Origin of the sequence: Actinomadura sp. NPDC049753 (genome assembly GCF_040674655.1) — a bacterium.
Classification (GTDB): Bacteria; Actinomycetota; Actinomycetes; order Streptosporangiales; family Streptosporangiaceae; genus Spirillospora; species Spirillospora verrucosospora.
Genome location: NZ_JBFARL010000045.1, coordinates 28,961 through 45,375, shown reverse-complemented (window position 1 = coordinate 45,375; position 16,415 = coordinate 28,961). Strand labels below are relative to the sequence as shown.

14 protein-coding genes are annotated in these 16,415 nt (G+C 71.6%); 4 read left to right on the top strand and 10 right to left on the bottom strand.

The annotated features are described in order from the left end of the window. On the bottom strand, positions 1 to 535 hold a 535-nt coding region (locus tag AB0K37_RS14910), incomplete at its 3' end, for a cyclic nucleotide-binding domain-containing protein (RefSeq protein WP_363980272.1). An 862-nt stretch (positions 536 to 1,397) separates the two neighbouring features. On the opposite strand from AB0K37_RS14910, the gene AB0K37_RS14905 reads away from it, so the two are divergent. The 3 genes from AB0K37_RS14905 (at position 1,398) to AB0K37_RS14895 (ending at position 4,556) form a co-directional block, all read left to right on the top strand. After that, positions 1,398 to 2,282: a helix-turn-helix transcriptional regulator gene (locus AB0K37_RS14905; protein ID WP_360359858.1), complete on the top strand. Its 885-nt coding sequence runs from the start codon at positions 1,398 to 1,400 to the stop codon at positions 2,280 to 2,282. 287 nt (positions 2,283 to 2,569) lie between these two features. Further along, the gene (locus AB0K37_RS14900) at positions 2,570 to 2,752 is read left to right on the top strand and encodes a DUF397 domain-containing protein (protein WP_363980269.1); all 183 of its coding nucleotides are present in this window, start codon (positions 2,570 to 2,572) and stop codon (positions 2,750 to 2,752) included. Between the two features lie 277 nt (positions 2,753 to 3,029). Next, positions 3,030 to 4,556, top strand: coding sequence for an alpha/beta hydrolase (locus tag AB0K37_RS14895; protein WP_363980266.1), 1,527 nt, complete (start codon positions 3,030 to 3,032; stop codon positions 4,554 to 4,556). 9 nt (positions 4,557 to 4,565) lie between these two features. Here AB0K37_RS14895 and AB0K37_RS14890 read toward each other — a convergent pair whose 3' ends face one another. Next, on the bottom strand, positions 4,566 to 5,393 hold the full coding sequence (locus AB0K37_RS14890) for an NAD(P)H-binding protein (protein ID WP_363980263.1): 828 nt from the start codon (positions 5,391 to 5,393) through the stop codon (positions 4,566 to 4,568). 11 nt (positions 5,394 to 5,404) lie between these two features. After that, on the bottom strand, positions 5,405 to 6,070 hold the full coding sequence (locus tag AB0K37_RS14885; RefSeq protein WP_363980260.1) for an SDR family NAD(P)-dependent oxidoreductase: 666 nt from the start codon (positions 6,068 to 6,070) through the stop codon (positions 5,405 to 5,407). Positions 6,071 to 6,153: 83 nt separating this feature from the next. Here AB0K37_RS14885 and AB0K37_RS14880 point away from each other — a divergent pair, with 83 nt between their 5' ends. Next, positions 6,154 to 7,032, top strand: coding sequence for a LysR family transcriptional regulator (locus AB0K37_RS14880; protein WP_363980257.1), 879 nt, complete (start codon positions 6,154 to 6,156; stop codon positions 7,030 to 7,032). Here AB0K37_RS14880 and AB0K37_RS14875 read toward each other — a convergent pair. The 7 genes from AB0K37_RS14875 to AB0K37_RS14845 form a co-directional block, all read right to left on the bottom strand. After that, complete coding sequence (locus AB0K37_RS14875) at positions 7,022 to 9,958, bottom strand: AAA family ATPase (protein WP_363980255.1); 2,937 nt, start codon at positions 9,956 to 9,958, stop codon at positions 7,022 to 7,024. The genes AB0K37_RS14880 and AB0K37_RS14875 overlap by 11 nt on opposite strands. A 73-nt stretch (positions 9,959 to 10,031) precedes the next feature. Next, positions 10,032 to 10,649, bottom strand: a complete 618-nt coding sequence (locus tag AB0K37_RS14870; protein ID WP_363980252.1) for an alpha-ketoglutarate-dependent dioxygenase AlkB — start codon at positions 10,647 to 10,649, stop codon at positions 10,032 to 10,034. 38 nt (positions 10,650 to 10,687) lie between these two features. Then, a complete protein-coding gene (locus tag AB0K37_RS14865) occupies positions 10,688 to 12,622 on the bottom strand; it encodes an AarF/UbiB family protein (RefSeq protein ID WP_363980249.1) in 1,935 nt (644 codons plus the stop codon). Between the two features lie 104 nt (positions 12,623 to 12,726). Then, on the bottom strand, positions 12,727 to 13,593 hold the full coding sequence (locus AB0K37_RS14860; RefSeq protein WP_363980246.1) for a helix-turn-helix transcriptional regulator: 867 nt from the start codon (positions 13,591 to 13,593) through the stop codon (positions 12,727 to 12,729). A 165-nt stretch (positions 13,594 to 13,758) separates the two neighbouring features. Continuing rightward, a complete protein-coding gene (locus tag AB0K37_RS14855) occupies positions 13,759 to 14,796 on the bottom strand; it encodes an XRE family transcriptional regulator (protein ID WP_363980243.1) in 1,038 nt (345 codons plus the stop codon). A 16-nt stretch (positions 14,797 to 14,812) separates the two neighbouring features. Beyond that, complete coding sequence (locus AB0K37_RS14850) at positions 14,813 to 15,454, bottom strand: hypothetical protein (protein ID WP_363980240.1); 642 nt, start codon at positions 15,452 to 15,454, stop codon at positions 14,813 to 14,815. 28 nt (positions 15,455 to 15,482) lie between these two features. Continuing rightward, entirely contained in the window at positions 15,483 to 16,256 is a 774-nt protein-coding gene (locus AB0K37_RS14845; protein WP_363980281.1) for a glutamate ABC transporter substrate-binding protein, read from the bottom strand. Positions 16,257 to 16,415: the final 159 nt, after the last annotated feature.

The following is a 16,415-nucleotide window of genomic DNA, read 5'->3' as shown; positions in this document are numbered from 1 at the left end:
GGACGGGGAGTACGGCGCGCCTCGGCAGGAGCAGGGGGAGTACCGGTCGCGGTCGGAGCTCGTCTTCGACAGGGAGACCGGTGACCTGCTCGCCGGCCACCACGTGCGGGTGGTCGCTCAGGTAGGCCACGAACTCCTGCGTGGTCAGGCACAGGACGTGGAGCGCGTCCATGGCGACGACGGTCGCCGAGCGGCGGCGCAGCAGCAGGGCGGCGCGCTCGCCGATGATGTCGCCGGGCCCGCGGAAGGCGACGAAGCGCTCGCGGCCGTCCCGCTCCACGGAGATCCGCACCGAGCCGGACTTGATCACGAGGGTGTGGTCGGCGTCCTGGCCCTCGGTCCACAGCACGGCGCCGACGGGGTGGACGACCTCCCGCGCCTGCGCGAGGAACGCGGCGCGCTCGACGGTGGTGAGCCCGTGCCAGAACCCGGGCCGCCGGACGGTCTCGGCCCGCCGCTGGACGGTCCGCTGCCGCGGGACGAGCTCGTTGGGGACGATCTTGTCCGGGTCGTGGTGGCGGGCGTGCTCGTTCATCGGCTCACCCGCCCGACGCCCTGCCGGGCGGGCGGCGACGAGCCCGCCGGACTCGTGGGGTGGACGGCGGAGGTGGGGGACGGTACGTGCTGTCTGGACATGTCAGGGACCCCATGCCTCGAATCGCGGCTCCGGAATCCGCCGGGCGCCGGGTAGGACCGGTATGGCCCGCGGGTGACCGGAGTCACATCACCTATGGTCCGCACCGCGTGGTCGCGGTTAGACTAGATGAGTCCGCAGAGACGTTTTGGCAGGTCAGCGCGGATCTTCCTGCGCTTTCGCAGAGGATGTGCGCGGTCGGCCGGCCGTCTCGTGCGGCCCCGGGAGTCGCTCTCCGCTCTCCCTCCGATCGTCGTGGCTGCCAAACCGTTGATCGGCGGGAAGCGGCGGGCGACTCTGTTGCCTTCGCTGGCAGTGCCTTCTTCTGATGTTCCTCGCCCGGTTCCGCCCTCTGGCGTCGCCGGAGTCTGGTCTCCCCTTTGCGGCCTCCCCGTGTGGCGCGTTCGGCCTCTTCGTCGTACCCGCTCGCGGCCGGCCCGTCTCCGCCTGCGGTCGGCCCCGGCCCGGCTTCGCCGTTCCCCGCCGGGACCTCACCCTGTGTTCAACCTCATCCGCGCTCGGATGTGGCATCACGTCTTGTTGCATGACGTCGTCTGCTAATCTGCTATGTAGCACATTACAACAGAGTCCGACGGTATGCAGCACTCTGGAAGCTACCGACGCGAGTTTTGGGCGATATGGCGGGGTCTGGTGGGCGGAGCGAAGATCAGATGTCCGGGACATGTAGCGTCGTGTCGGGGAGTGGGATGCCAGGTCCCCGTCTGCCATGTAGCATCCAGTTGGGTGGCATGCACTACTCAGAGTGAGCGAACCAATGGTCAGTGACCAGGGCCCCGTAGTCCAGAGTGCGCTGCTGCGCACCGAGCTCGTCCGCCTGCGCAAAGAGAAGAAGCTGACGCAGGAGCAGGTGGCGCGGCAGCTTGAGTGGTCTCCGTCCAAGCTCATCCGGGTGGAGGGCGGCAAGAACGCCATCACCCGCACCGATCTTCAGGCGTTGCTCGCGGTTTACGACGTCACCTCCGAGGGGCGCCAGGAGCGGTTGCAGGCACTCGCCCGCGGCGCGCGGGAGCCCGCCTGGTGGAACGCCTACCGCGGAGATCTGGACCCGAGCTTTCTCTCCTATGTCGGGTACTCCGCCGGCGCGGCGTTCATCCGGCAGTTCCACGGGACCGTCATCCCGGGGCTGATCCAGACGGCCGAGTACGCCGAGGTCCTGTCCACCGGCAAGATCTCCGAGCAGGCGCGGGTGCTGGCGGCGAAGTTGCGCATCCAGCGCCAGCAGGAGTTCGCCAAGCGGCAGAACCCGCCGCGCCAGCACTACATCATCGACGAGGCCGTCATCCGCCGGCACGTCGGCATCAAGAGCGACCCGGCGATCATGCCCGCCCAGCTCAACCACATCGCGGACGCGTGCGAGCGCGACGACCTGCTCACCGTGAGGATCATCCCGTTCAAGGCGGGCGCGCACCTCGGGCTGGACGGGCCGTTCAGCCTCCTGGAGTTCGACGGCGACCTCGACGACGTCCTCTGGCTGGAGGCGCGGCCGGGCGCCAGCGTGATGATCACCGGCGAGGACGAACGGATCACCGAGTACCGCGACACCTTCGAGCTCCTGCTGGAGCAGGCCCTGTCGGCGGACGAGTCGATCGCGCTGCTGCGGCAGGCCGCCGAAGACCTCATGGCCTGATTCCCCGACCGCAACCCGACCACGCGACGGAGGTGACAGCCGCATCGGACACCGACAAGGCGAGTGGCCGTCATAACACGCAGGGTGATCTTGTGTTCCCTTGTAGGCGGGATAACTAGAACCGTTTACACTCGTGATCGGGAAATTTTCCACAAGGTCGTGGTTTGTCGTGCCCTGCTGGCGCTCGCCTGGCGGGTGTTCTTGTCCGATCGGTTGGCGAGACGGCACCCGCCCGGCAATGGATGGAGGGTTGCTGGATGGTGTACCGGTCGGATCGGGGAGCGGCGGTGAGCTGGCGGAAGAGCAGCGCCAGCGGCGGGGGTCAGGAATGCGTCGAGGTGGCGGCGGCCGGCCCCGCCGTGCTGGTCCGCGATTCGCGCGACACCTCCGCCGGCTTCCTCACGCTCGACCCCGCCCAGTGGAAAGCCCTTCTGGCCGCCATCCGGAACGGAGAGCTCGAAGGGCGCTGAGTCACACGACTCGTTTTCTGCCTCTTGAATTGTCGATAAGTGCGGTTTCTGTTGGTATTTAAGGGCAATTTCTGACAAGGAGCGGAGCGCTTCGGTCTGGCCGGCCCGAACCCTGAGTGGACCCTGAAACCACCCTGAATCGCCCCTGATCACCCTGTTCCGGTGCGGGGGACCGCCCTAGCTTGATCGTCAGCGGTCCCCGGCCACGGCCGGGCCGGGGACCGTCGCCCGCCTCCGAGGACGCGGGCCTCTGACGTCCCCCACCGGAAGGACTTCCATGCTGCGCGGAAACAGGCTCGCCCTCCTGGGCGCGGCCGCGGCAGGAGCCGTGGCGCTGGCCGGCGTCGCGGCACCCGCCACCGCTTCGCCCGCCTCGCCCGCCTCGCCCGCTTCACCCGCCTCGCCCGCCTCGCCCGCGCCGCGCTCGGCGTCGTCCGTCGACTGGCGCGCGTGCGGCGACGACGGCAAGGCCGAGTGCGCGACCCTGCGGCTGCCGATCGACTGGTCGCGGCCGGACGGCCCCGCGTTCGGCCTCGCCATCGCGCGCCGAAAGGCCCTCGACCCGGACGCGCGCGTCGGCACGCTCGTGTTCGGTCCCGGCGGTCCCGGCGACTCCGGCGTCCAGCGCGTCACCAGGCTCAAGGGCGGGATCGACCGGTTCAGCGACGAACTGCGCCGGCGCTTCGACATCGTCAGCTTCGACCCGCGCGGCATCGGCGCCAGCCATCCGGTGACGTGCTCGGCCGACCTGCTCCGGGCCGCCCCCTCGCCGGTGATCGAAAGCGCGGCGCAGTTCCGGGCGACCCTCGACCACAACGCGCGCCTGCGGGCCGACTGCCGCGCCCGCACCGGCCCGCTCTACGACCACGCCGACACCCTCAGCACCGTCCGGGACGTGGACGCGATCCGCGCCGCCCTGGGCGAGTCGAAGCTGACCTTCCACGGCAGCTCCTACGGCACCCTGCTGGGCGAGATGTACGCCGAGACGTTCCCGCGGCGCGTCCGGGCGATGGTGCTGGAGAGCGTGGACGACCACAGCGTCCCCGACGCCCGGCGCTTCCTCACGTCCGAGCTGGCCGCCGCCCAAGACTCGTTCGACCAGTTCGTCGCCTGGTGCGAGCGCAGCCAGGAGTGCGCCCTGCACGGTAAGGACGTCCGGGCCGTCTGGCGTGACCTGCGCGCCCGCGCCGCCCGCGGGGAGCTGCCCGACCCCTCGTCACCGGGCGCCGCGCTGCCGGAGTTCGGTCTCGTGCTGGTGGCCTACAAGAGCTTCTACGGCCCCGACTGGGCGGAGCTGGCGTCGAAACTGGCCGCGCTGGACGCGGCCCCGCCCCTCCGGACCGGCTCGCGCCAGGCGGCCGCGCCGAAGGCGGAGGAGACCGCCACCGACCCCTTCACCGCGCAGTTCTGCTCCGACTGGAGCCTGCCCGTGCGCGACTACGGCGAGTACGCGAGGCTCATGCGGCGCACGGAGAAGGTCGCCCCCGACATGACGTTCGCGCGTCCCGTCATGGCGATCTCCGCCTGCCTCGGCTGGCCGCAGCCCGTCCGCAACCCGCAGCACCGCCTGCGCGTCCGCGGCAGCGCGCCGATCCTGCTGGCCAACGCCGTCCACGACCCCGCCACGCCCTACTCCTGGGCCCAGAACGTCGCGCGGCAGCTCGGCCCCACGGGACGCCTGCTCACCTACGCGGGCGCGGGCCACGGCAGCTACGGCCGCGGCCCCTGCATGCAGGACGCGATCGACGCCTACCTGACCACCCTCACCCTCCCCCCGCCCGGCACGACCTGCCCGGCGCAGTAGGGGTCGGGATCACGCGAAGGCGGTGGCGTGCGCCTCGGCCCATCGGCGGAAGGTCCGGGGCGGAACGCCCGTGACGTCCTGGACGGTCGAGCGGACGACCGACTCGTCCAGTGAGCCGTTGACGTAGAAGTCGAAGAAGGCGTCGACGTACTCCACCGGCATCTGCCCGCTCATCTCGGCGCGGGCCTCGTCGTCCGGCTGGGGCTCGAAGCGCAGGTTCCGGCCGAGGACCTCGCCGAGGACGGCGACCTGCTCGGCGGGCAGGAGGGACTCCGGGCCGGTGGGAAAGTAGATCTGTCCCTCGTGGCCGTCCTCCAGCAGGGCCTTCGCGGCGACGGCGGCGATGTCGCGCGGGTCCACCGCGGCGGTGCGCACGCCCGCGAACGGCAGCCGCAGCGTGTCGCCCGCGCTGAGCTGCGGAAGCCAGCGGAACGCGTTGGACATGAACGCGGTCGGGCGCAGGATCGTCCACGGGAGGCCGGAGTCGCGCACCGCGCGCTCAGTGTTGATCATGTAGCGGCTGACGGCGTTGGTCATGTCCCCGCTGCCCGCCGAACCGCCCGAGAGCTGGACGACCCGCCCGACGCCGGCGCGGCGGGCCTCGGAGAGGACGCCCGGCATGTCGCGGTAGCCGGGCAGCAGGAAGGCGCCGGCGGCTCCGTCCAGCGCGTCGGCCAGGGACGCGGGGTCGTCGAGGTCGCCGGTGACGTACTCGACGCCGTCGCGCGGGGACGCCGGAGCCCTGCGCACGAGGGCGCGCACCGGTTCGCCGGACGAGGCGAGGACGTCGACCAGCTCGGAGCCGACGTTTCCGGTGGCACCGGTCACGAGGATCATCAAGGGTCCTTTCACCAGGGGAGGGGGCGGCCGTCGCGGAAGAAGCCTCCGGTCGGCCCGTCGTCGGGCAGGGTCGCGGCCCACACCACGCCGGCCGCGCCGTCGGCGACGGGACGGCCGCCCGGGCCGCCCATGCCGGTCGCGACCCAGCCGGGGCACACCGCGTTGACGAGGATGCCGTCGGCGCGCAGTTCGGCGGCGAGCATGCAGGTCAGCGCGTTGAGAGCGACTTTCGAGGCGGTGTAGGCGGGAGTGCCGCCGCCCATGTTGGTGAGCGAGGCGGCCTCGCTGGAGACGTTGACGATCCGCCCGTGCCGGCTGCGCCGCAGCACGGGCAGGAGGGCCTGCGTCAGCCGCCACGGCCCGTACAGGTTGGTCTCGGCGGCCGCGCGGACGACGGACAGGTCCGCGCTCGACGCCCGCTGCCAGGTGTCGTAGGTGATCGCGGCGTTGTTGACCAGGATGTCCAGCTCGCCGATCTCGGCCGCGGCGCGCTCGACGTCCGCCGCCGAGGTGACGTCCAGCCGGACGGGCGTCGCGCCGGTCTCCTCCGCCGCGCGCTCGGCCGCCTCCGCCGAGCGCGCCCCGAGCAGCACCCGGTGGCCGCGTGCGGCGAGCTGCCGGCACACCTCGCGCCCGATGCCCCGGTTCGCCCCGGTGACCAGCGCGACCGTCATGCCGTTCCTCCCGTCGGATGTTGGAACGATCATCGTGCGGGCCGCGGTCGCGCGTCCAATACCGGCCGTGATTACCTTCGGCTATGGACGCGCACCTCCGGGACCTCCGGTACTTCGTCGCGGTCGCCGAGGAGCTCTCCTTCACCCGCGCCGCCGAGCGGCTGTTCGTGTCGCAGCCGGCGCTGAGCAAGCAGATCCGGCAACTGGAGGAGCAGCTGAGGGTGCGCCTGCTCCACCGCGACCGCCGGAGCGTCGCGCTGACCGCGGCGGGACGGGCGCTGCTGCCCGCGGCCCGCGAGATGCTGCGCGCGTGGGACGGGGCACAGCGCGCGGTCAGCGACGCCGCGGCGAGTGAGGCGTCCTTGATCACCGTGGGGATGTCCACGAGCATCGGGCGCGGCCTCCTCGCGGACATGCGCGAGCGGTTCGCCGAACGCCGTCCCACGTGGCGCATCCGCTTCCGGCAGGTGGACTGGGACGATCCCACCGCCGGCCTGGGCGCCGGCGACGTGGACGTCGCGTTCGTGTGGCTGCCCATCCCGCGTCAGGACGCGTTCAACGTCCAGATCGTCGCGGAGGAGCCGCGCTGCGTCGCGCTAAGGGACGACCATCGGTTCGCTGCGCGCAAGACCCTCGCGTTCGAGGAGCTCTTGGACGAACCCTTCCTCGCGCTCCCGGAAGAGGCGGGCCCCCTGCGCGACTTCTGGCTCGCCCTGGACGAACGTGCCGGAAAACCCGTCCGGATAGGCGCGACGGTCTCCAACGCCGACGAGACCTTCGCGGCCATCGAGGACGGCAGCGGCGTGGTGCTGATGGCGTCCGGCAATGCCGCCATCTATCGGCGCCCAGGGATCGCCGCCATCCCTGTCACGGGACTGTCGCCGAGCAGGCTCGCCTTGGCGTGGCGGACCGGCGATCACCGGACCGCCGTCCGCGACCTGCTGCACGCCGCTACGGGGTGATGTCTTCGGGGAGGAGGGTGGCGAGTTGTTCGGTGGTGAGTTCGATGCCGCTGTTGGCGAGTTGTTCGGTGCGGCGGGCGTGGGCGGTGATGGCGGACCGGACCAGCTTGTCGACTTCGCGGCCGTTGCCTTCACGGAACCGGTCCCGGTTCGCGGTCAGATAACCGGTCAGGGCCTCGCGAGTGGCATCAGGGACGCGGTAGTCGGCTGCTTGGGCCTTCTTGACGAAGATGGACGCCAGACCCTCGACGGGGTAGGGCTGGAAGGTCAGCGTGCGCGCGAACCGGGACGCCAGGCCCGGGTTGGTGGCCAGGAACCCCTGCATCTCGTCGGTGTACCCGGCGGCGATCACGATGACCTCGTCGCGGTGGTCCTCCATCAGCTTGACCAGGGTGTCGATGGCCTCCTGCCCGAAGTCGTGCCCCGATCCGCCCGGCCGCGACAGCGTGTAGGCCTCGTCGATGAACAGCACCCCGCCCCGGGCGCGCTCGAACACCTCGGTGGTCTTGTGGGCGGTGTGCCCGACGTACTGCCCGACCAGATCGACGCGTGCCGCCTCCACCACCTGCCCTTGCGCCAGCACCCCAAGAGCGGTGAGCAACTCCCCGTACAGGCGCGCGACGGTCGTCTTGCCCGTGCCCGGCGGACCGGCGAAGATCAGATGCCCGGTGAACGGCTCGGCCTCCAGCCCCGCAGCCCGGCGCCGCCGCGCCGAGGCAAGCAGGTCCAGCAGGTCCTTGATCTCGCGTTTGACCTCCTCCAGCCCCGTCATCGCCGAAAGCCGCGCCAGCACATCGGTGACCTGCCCGGCGTCGCGGGCTTCGCCGAACCGGGCGGCCAGGCCTGTGTCGACGTCGAGGTCTTCGGCGACGAGCAGGCTCAGTTCTTCACCAGAGGGCAGTTCGGGGAGGTCGGCCAGGCGCTGCGCCTGGCGTTCCACCGCGGCCTCGAACACCTGCCGCGCCGCCCGCCCGTTCCCGAACGTCGCGTCGCGGCGCTGCCCCGCGAAATGCGCCAGGATCGCCGCGCGCGCGTCATCGGCCAGCCGGTACCCGTCCCGCGCCGCGTTGGACTCGACGATCTGGACGAGTTCGGCGGGACTGTAGTTCTCGAACTCCACCGTCCGGGAGAACCGCGACTTCAACCCCGGATTGGCGGCCAGGAAGTCGCGCATCTCCGCCGAGTACCCCGCCGCGATCACCACGACCTCGTCGCGATGGTCCTCCATCAACTTGACCAGGGTGTCGATGGCCTCCTGCCCGAAATCGGTCCCCGTCGCCTTCCGCGACAACGTGTAGGCCTCATCGATGAACAACACCCCACCCCGGGCCCGCTGGAACACCTCCGAGGTCTGCAACGCCGTGCCGCCGACGTTCTCCGACACCAGATCAGCCCGGCTGACCTCCACCACCTGACCCTTCTCCACCACCCCCAACGCCGCCAGAATCCCCCCATACAACCGAGCCACCGTCGTCTTGCCCGTCCCCGGCGGACCCGCGAACACCATGTGCCGACCGAGCGCCGGACCCGGCGGCAACCCCGCAAGCCGCCGCTGCTCAGCCACCTTCTGAAGATTCGTCACCTTCCGGATCTCACGCTTCACCCCCGCAAGACCCACCATCGCCTCCAACCGGCCCAACAGCGCATCCGCCGACGGCCCGCCTGTCCCTTCCCCGGTGGGCGGCGCGGCCTTGGGCTCCTGCTTCGGCTGGGGCTCATCCGCCACCGCCGGCTCGACGACCTGCGCGGTCGTCGTGCCGTTCGCGTTCGGGTCGAGCCTGTCCGGCTTCTGGTTGCGCTCGCTGACGAGGCCGCTCACGTCCATGTGCGCGCCCCGGTCGGCGACCACGCCCGCGCCGCGGGTGTCCACCACCGTGCAGTCGCGCAGGGTGAGCCGGCCGCCCGAATCCACGCTCACGCCGGCGAGCCCGCTGCCGCTGATCGTCATCCCGTCCAGTACGGCGCGCGCGCCGGAGCCGAGCCCCGCGCCGACCTTCCCCGCGCCGGTGATCCGGCCCCGGACGACCGTGACGTCCGCGTGCGCGACGAACGACAGGCCGTTGGTGCTCGCCCCCGTGACCTCGCAGTCCTCCAGCAGCGCGGTGCCCTTCTCGACGACCACGCCGGTCCGCCGCGGCGACTCCATCCTGATCCGCCGCGCTGTCAGCGAGCCGCCGGTCGCCACCCACAGCGCGTCCAGGTGCGGATCCTCGATCAGGCAGTCCTCCGCGACCGCCTTGCCCTTCTCCAGGACGATCAGGGACGACCCGCCCGAGCCGTGGAACGCGCAGTTGCGGACCGCCGCGTCCGCGTGGTCGTCCACCCGGATCCCGGCGCCCTCCGGCCCGCTGATCGTGCACTGCTCGATCAGCGGGCGCGACCCCTCGGTCACCCAGATGCCGTGCCCGCCCGCGTCATCGACCTGGCACGACCGCAAGGTCACTGTGCTGCCGCTGCGGATCGCCACCGCGTTGCCCTCGGTCCCGCTGACGCTGGTGCTCTCCATGACCCCGGACGCGGCGGCGTACACGACCGCGCCGTCCAGCACCCGGCACCCCATCAGCGCCAGCTGCGCGCCGCTGGCCGCGCGCACGGCCACGTCGGAGCGGGTCATGAACTCGCAGTGCTCCGCCAGGACGCTGCCTTCCGCGGCGTCCAGTGCGAGGCCCTCGTCGCTCCAGTTGCGGACGGTCAGCCCCTGAAGGGTCACCCTTCCGGTGACCTCGACCGTCGCGTTCGTGGCGCCGTCCAGCGTGACCGAACCCGGGCCGCCCACGGCCGTCATGACGAAATCGTCCGGACAGTGGAACCCGGTGTTGGGATAGGCCCCCGGCTCGATCAGGATGTGCCTCCCGGCGCCGTACGGCAGCGGCGCCTGCAACGCCTCCAGCACTGTCCGATACGCCCGGGGGGAGGAGAGTGACACGACCAGACGCTGCAACGGGCCTCCTCACGAATCACCGTTCATGGTGCCATGAGGCGATCCGTGTTCGCCTCGCTCAGCGGACCCCGCGCGGTCGGAACTGGACGCTGACCCGGGGGCCCGTCACGCGGGCGCTCTTCGGGATCGCGTGCTCCCACGTCCGCTGGCAGCTCCCGCCCATGACGATGAGGTCGCCGTGGCCCAGGTCGCGGCGGATCGCCGGCCCGCCGCCGCGCGGACGGAGCAGCAGGCTCCTCGGGGTGCCGACCGACAGGATCGCCACCATCGTGTCATGCGTGGCGCCGCGCCCGATGGTGTCGCCGTGCCAGGCCACGCTGTCGCGTCCGTCCCGGTAGAGGCAGAGACCGGCCGTCCGGAACGGCTCGCCGAGTTCCTCGGCGTAGTGCTCGTCGAGCGCCGCCTTCGCCTCGTCCAGGACGGGATCGGGCAGTTCCGCGTTCTCGTCGTAGAACGCCAGGAGGCGCGGGACGTCCACCACCTTGTCGTACATGCGCCGCCGCTCGGCCCGCCACGGGACGGACGTGAGCAACCGTTCGAACAGCGCGTCGGCGTTCGGAATCCATCCGGGCAGGACGTCGACCCAGGCGCCGTGCTCCAACGGCGTCCGCCGCACCGCGTCCAGAGACCGCGGACCGCTCTCGTCCGTGCTGTCCAGCAACGACCCTTGGAACATCCCTCCACTGTACCCGCCCTGGTCAAACATATGTTCGATCAGCGGCGGAAGATCACCGCCAGGACGCGGAGGGAGAGGACCGAGCAGATGACCAGGCCGCAGTAGCCGAAGAACTGGAAGAGGGTCACGTCGCGGGTCATCGCGGGGCCGTCGCGCAGGCCGAGCAGCATCACCGCCATCACCCCGGCGGTCGCCGCGAGGATGGTGAGCAGGACCTGCTGGAGGAGGCCGGTGACCGTGCGGCGGTCGGACTCGTCGGCGAACAGGCGGACGTTCACGCTCAGGCGGCCCGCCTCCGCCGCGGCGGTGATGCGGTCCAGGCGGCGGGGGAGGCGGCGCAGCATCGGCAGCAGGCTGAGCAGTTCGTCGTTCGCGGCCTCGCGCAGGGAGCCGGGCCGGAGCCGTTCCCGCAGGTAGGACTCGCCGAACGTGTGGGCCTCGGTGACGATCGCGAATCCGGGGGCGAGCTCGCTCAGGCCGCCCTCCAGCGTCGCGAGCGCCCGGAAGACCGCCGCGATCTCGGCCGGGACCGCGAGGTCGAACCGTGCGACCAGCCGGAACAGGTCGGTGAACATGGCCATGTCCGGGCTGGTCCCCGGGCCGAGGTGGCGGGCCATGAAGGCGCCGAGCGCGCGGGCGAGGGCCTGCTCGTCCAGCTCGTCCGGACGGGCCACGACCTCCAGGAACGCGTCCGTCACCGCGACCGCGTCGCCCCGGTTCAGGGCGATGAGCATGCGCTGGAGGCAGCCGCGCAGCTCGGTGTCGAGCCGTCCGACCGAGCCGAAGTCGATCAGGCCGAGGCGGCCGTCGTCGAGCAGCAGGATGTTGCCGGGGTGCGGGTCGGCGTGGAAGACGCCGTCCAGGACGATCTGGCGCAGCACCGTGTCGAGGAGGGTGCGCGCGAGGGCGGTCCGGTCCAGCCCGGCGGAGTCGACGCGCGTGCCGGCCTTGCTGAGCGCGACACCGTCCAGGCGCTGCATGACGAGGACGCGGCTCGTGCAGAGGTCGTCGTGCGGGCGGGGGACGACGACGTCGCCGTTGCGGGCGGTCGCCGCGACCGAGGCCATGTTGCGGGCCTCGACCCGGAAGTCGAGTTCCTCCCGCAGCGCGGTCGCGAAGCCGTCCGCGAGGTCGACGACGCCGAACGACCGGGCCCATCCGGCGCGCTCGTGGAGCGTCCGGGCGAGGCGTCCGACGATGTCGAGGTCGCGTTCGACGACCGCGCGGACGCCCGGCCGCTGGATCTTGACGACGACCTCCTCGCCGGACCGGAGCGTGGCCCGGTGGACCTGCGCGATGGACGCGGCGGCGAGCGGGGCCCGGTCGAAGGAGGCGAAGACGTCGCGCGTGTCGCCGAGCTCCTCGTGGAGGACGCGTTCGATCTGCGGCCACGGGACCGGTGCGGCGCAGTCCTGCAGCCGCCCCAGTTCCCGGACGAACTCCGGCGGCAGCACGTCCCGCCGTGTCGACAGGACCTGGCCGAGCTTGACGAACACGACGCCGCCCTGTTCGAGGGCGTGCGTGAACGAGCGCGCGGTGCGGGCGCTCGGGCGGGCGCGTCCGCGCAGGTACGGGCCGAGGCCGTGGCGCAGGAAGATGAACGAGATGCGCCGGTAGCGGCGGGTCCGCGCGATCCGCGACCGGACGGCGCCGAACCAGTGGAGCGGCGACGGCACCGTCCCGGTCGGGACGAACGCCTCCCACAGGACCAGGATCGTCATCGAGACGAGGAGCGCGCACGCGAAGCCGAGGCAGGCGAGCCAGGTCAGGGCCACGGGCTCCCGGTCCGCGCGCAGGTCGCCGATCAGCGCGCCGATGATCGGGCTCGCGACCGCCTGCCCGACCGCGCCCGCCACGAGCGTCCGGAACAGGGGGAACCGGGCGTCGAGCAGGCTCCTCGCCCCGTACGCCATGACCCAGGTGTTGATCGCCGTTCCGATGAGGAACGCGATGATCGTCGCTGAACTGTCCATTCCCGCCGCCCGCCGGATCGTCGTGCACGTCACGGAGGACGGTAGTGAGCGCGGGGGGCGGCTCCCCTCCCGCCGGAGGGGGAGCCGCTCGTCCCGACGGGGGATCAGAGCTCGTCGAGCAGGTCCCTGAGGAAGGTCGTGGTGCGGGCGGGGCGGGCCGCGCGGATGCCCAGCAGGTCGATGATCTTCTGGTAGCGGACGGCCTCCTGGCCCTCCGGGTAGCGGGCGCCGGTCAGCTGCTCCAGGTAGACCACGTCGTCCAGGTCGTGCTCGGCGAACCGCACGATGGTGATCGGGCCGCCCAGCGCCAGGTGCCCGCCCGCCGCGAACGGCAGGACCTGAACCTTCACGTTGGTCATGCCCTCCGACACCGCGATCAGATGCTCGATCTGGCCGCGCATCGTCCGCGGCCCGCCGATCGGCCTCCGCAGCGCCGCCTCGTCGATCACCGCCCAGAGCGTGGTCGCGCCGGTCGCGCGGTGCAGGATCTCCTGCCGCCGCATCCGGAGGGACAGGCGGCGTTCGAGGCCCCCGTAGGCCGCGTCGTGGTGTTCCAGGCCGATGACGGCCCGCGCGTAGTCGCGCGTTTGGAGAAGGCCGGGAACGTATTGCACCTCGTAAGTGCGAATCGTCGCCGCCGACTGTTCCAGGCCGAGATACTGCTCGAACCAGCTCGGCACGATATCGCCGTAGCCCTGCCACCAGCCGGGCTTCCTCGCCTCCCGGACGAGTTGCACGAAGCCATTCCGCTCGTCCTCGTCCTCGACGCCGTAGAGGGTGAGCAGGTCGAGGACGTCGCGGATCTTGAAGCCGTGCCGTCCGAGCTCCAGCCTGCTCATCTTGGACGCCGAGCCGCGGATCGCCTCGCCCGCCTCCACCCGGCTGAGACCGCGCTCCTCGCGCATCCGCCGTAACCGCGCCCCGAGCTGCATGCGCAACGCGGTGGGACTCACCAGCCGATTGTCAAGCACCAGGTCTCCAGCGTTCCATACGTTGGTCCGGCAACACTCTCGGAGGGTCTCACAGGCAATCGTGAACGCGCAGGAGACCTCTCGACAGAGATACGTATCCGGCGCAGCCGCTTTACAAATCACGCCATTGTGTTGAACATGCGGGCGGGAGCGTTCCAGAAGGGGTCACCGGCGCGGGACGAGCAGGTCCAGATCGGCGCGGGTGACCCGGGCGTCCCCGGCGATCCGGTCGCGATCCGTGCCGGCGCCCTCCACGACCTCCAGCGCGCGGGTCAGCATCGTCGGCTGCTCCAGCGGACGGGCCGGGCCCGGCTCCTGGCGCCGCCAGCCGCGCGAGCTCAGCGTGCTCATCGCGTCGCGGTACACCGGCTCCTTCATGATCCCGAGCGTGCGGGCCCGGTAGAGCAGCGCCGCCATGCTGACGCCCCAGGACGCCTTCAGCCGCGCGAGCCGGTCCCAGTCGGGGCCCGTGGGCAGCTCGCCGGCGATGTCGGCCTCCGGCATGAGGAACTCCGCCGCGAACCGGTGCGCCTGGTCCTCGACGATCTTCTCGCCGGGCTCGGCGTCGGCGTGCATCACCAGGTGGCCCAGCTCGTGGGCCGCGTCGAACCGGTTGCGCCAGTAGTCGCCCTTGGCCGGATTGAAGAAGACCATCGGCCTCGGGTGGACGCCGACGCTGAACGCGTCCACCCGCTCGGCCGCCCGCGGCAGCACGAGGACGATCACGCCGTGGGACTCCAGCAGCCGGACGACGTGCGGCACCGGCCCGGCCCGCTCGACCAGCGCCTTCCTGGTCAGCCTGGCCGCCTCGGCGGGCCCCGGGCCGGCGATCTCCTCCGGCGAGACCGGGTACTCGGGAAGGTCGACCTCGGGAAGGTCGACGAGCCTTTCGAGGACGGCGACGACGTCGGTGGCGATCCGCCCGTAGGCGAGCGCCTGGTCCCGCTCGATCTGCGTCGTCGACCGGAGCGACCGGAAGTGGGCCCCGTCCATGGAGACCGGGCTGCGGCCGCTCTGGAAGAACTCGACGGGCACGCCCAGCGCGATCGCCAGCCGCCGCACCGTCGTCTCCTCGGGCCTCTGCACGCCCGCCTCGTACTGCCCGATCGCCTTCGGCGTCGTCCCCACGGCCTGCGCGAGCTGGTTCTTGCGCAGGCCCCTGAGCCGCCGGGCGAGCGTCAGCCGCTCGCAGTCGAACAGCACCCCGCGCCACCTTCTGCTAGGCCGTCTTCGTCTCCCCGCGGAGCCGCATCGGGACGTCCTCTTCCCGGTCGTCCCACAGCGGCATCGTCCGCTCGACGAGCTTACGACGTGGATCGGGCCCGATGGTGTCGTCCACGGGTCTCACCCAGTGCCAGGCGGTGCCGCCGTCGGCGTTCCACCTGGGGCGGCCCAGGAAGAGCTCCATCTCCAGCGGCGCCTCGGTGGCGCTGTGCGCGAGCACCAGCGTCACGACCCCGGGCGTGTCGCGCGCCTCGATGCCCAGCGGGAGGACGAGCTGCGGGTCCTCGACGTAGGTCTGGCGCGCCACGGCCTGCTTGGTGGGGCTGTCGCGGTCCCACCGGATGCCCCTGACGTTCCCGAACTCGTGCCGCTTGAGCAGGACGCGGTACGGCCCGTACCGCCAGCCGGGCGAGCCGTTCAGATCGTCGCGGACGACCTGCGGCTCGGCCTCGAAGACCCGGTCGATCTGCGACGCCAGCGCGTCGAAGGCGCCGACCCCGTACGTCCGCTCCGTGAACCCCGCCGCCCGGCTCAGCCCGCCGAAGACGGCCAGCGTCGCCTCGCGGTGGGCCTCCCGCAGGGCGTGCAGGAAGCCCGCTGCCAAGAGCTCGTCCCAAGCGTCCCTGTCCTCAGCCACGTCCCGACCATAGCCAGGGGCGCCGACATTACGAGCAGCCCTCGAACTCGGGGACCTCGCGGACGAGCGTGAGCCCGCTCTTCCCGAACCACTTGTCCAGCAGGCGGCCCGCCGTCCCGTCCTGGTACATCGTCGTGATGGCCCGGTTCACCGCCTCGCAGCCGTCCGCGTCGTCCTTGCGCATTCCGACCCCGTACCGCTCGTCGGTGAAAGGGGCGTTGACGATCCTCAGGTCCGGGGCCGCGAACCCGGCGAGCACCAGGTCGCCGGTGGAGATGGCGTCCACGGTCCCGGCCCGCAGCTTCGCCACGCAGTCGCTGTAGGACGAGCCGGGGACGAGCCGTGCGCGGATGCTCAGACCGACCACCACCCGCTCGGTCGAGACCGACCCGCTGGCCTGGCACATCCTCCGCCCGGCCAGATCGCGCACGCCGCGGACGCGGGTCTCGCCCCGCCGCACCATGACGTCCTGATGGGCGACGTAGTAGGGCCCGCCGAAGGCGACGAGCCTGGCCCGGTCCGGCGTGATCGAGTAGGACGCGAGCACCAGGTCGACGGCGCGCCGGTTCAGCAGCCGCTCCCGGTCGTCGGACCTGACCTCGCGGAACGTCACCCGGGACGCCCCGAGGCGGCGGGCGATGTAGGCGCCCACGTCGACCTCGAACCCCTGGAACACCCCGTTCTTCCTCAGCCCGAGCCCGGGCTGGTCCGCCTTGACCCCGATCACGACGACGTCCTGGCGGTGGATCGAGGCCTTGGCGGTCGCGCATCCCACGAGCGCGAGTGCGAGGGTCAAAAGCACGAGAATGGCGCGCACGGATCATGAATAGCGACAGAAAAAGGCCGCCGGATGAACGCGGGACGACCGTGCAATGCCGGCGGATGAACCTGTGGCGGCCCCGGCGGCGTCTGCATCTGCGGAACACTTTGCCGGGCGCGACACGGCCTGCCCGTGGGCGTG

What these genes read in the sequence shown, in the direction of transcription:
- AB0K37_RS14895 (WP_363980266.1), top strand. Translation starts at nt 3,030, where the DNA reads ATGCTGCGCGGAAACAGGCTCGCCCTCCTGGGCGCGGCCGCGGCAGGA.
- AB0K37_RS14890 (WP_363980263.1), bottom strand. Translation starts at nt 5,393, where the DNA reads ATGATCCTCGTGACCGGTGCCACCGGAAACGTCGGCTCCGAGCTGGTC.
- AB0K37_RS14885 (WP_363980260.1), bottom strand. Translation starts at nt 6,070, where the DNA reads ATGACGGTCGCGCTGGTCACCGGGGCGAACCGGGGCATCGGGCGCGAG.
- AB0K37_RS14880 (WP_363980257.1), top strand. Translation starts at nt 6,154, where the DNA reads ATGGACGCGCACCTCCGGGACCTCCGGTACTTCGTCGCGGTCGCCGAG.
- AB0K37_RS14870 (WP_363980252.1), bottom strand. Translation starts at nt 10,649, where the DNA reads ATGTTCCAAGGGTCGTTGCTGGACAGCACGGACGAGAGCGGTCCGCGG.
- AB0K37_RS14865 (WP_363980249.1), bottom strand. Translation starts at nt 12,622, where the DNA reads ATGGACAGTTCAGCGACGATCATCGCGTTCCTCATCGGAACGGCGATC.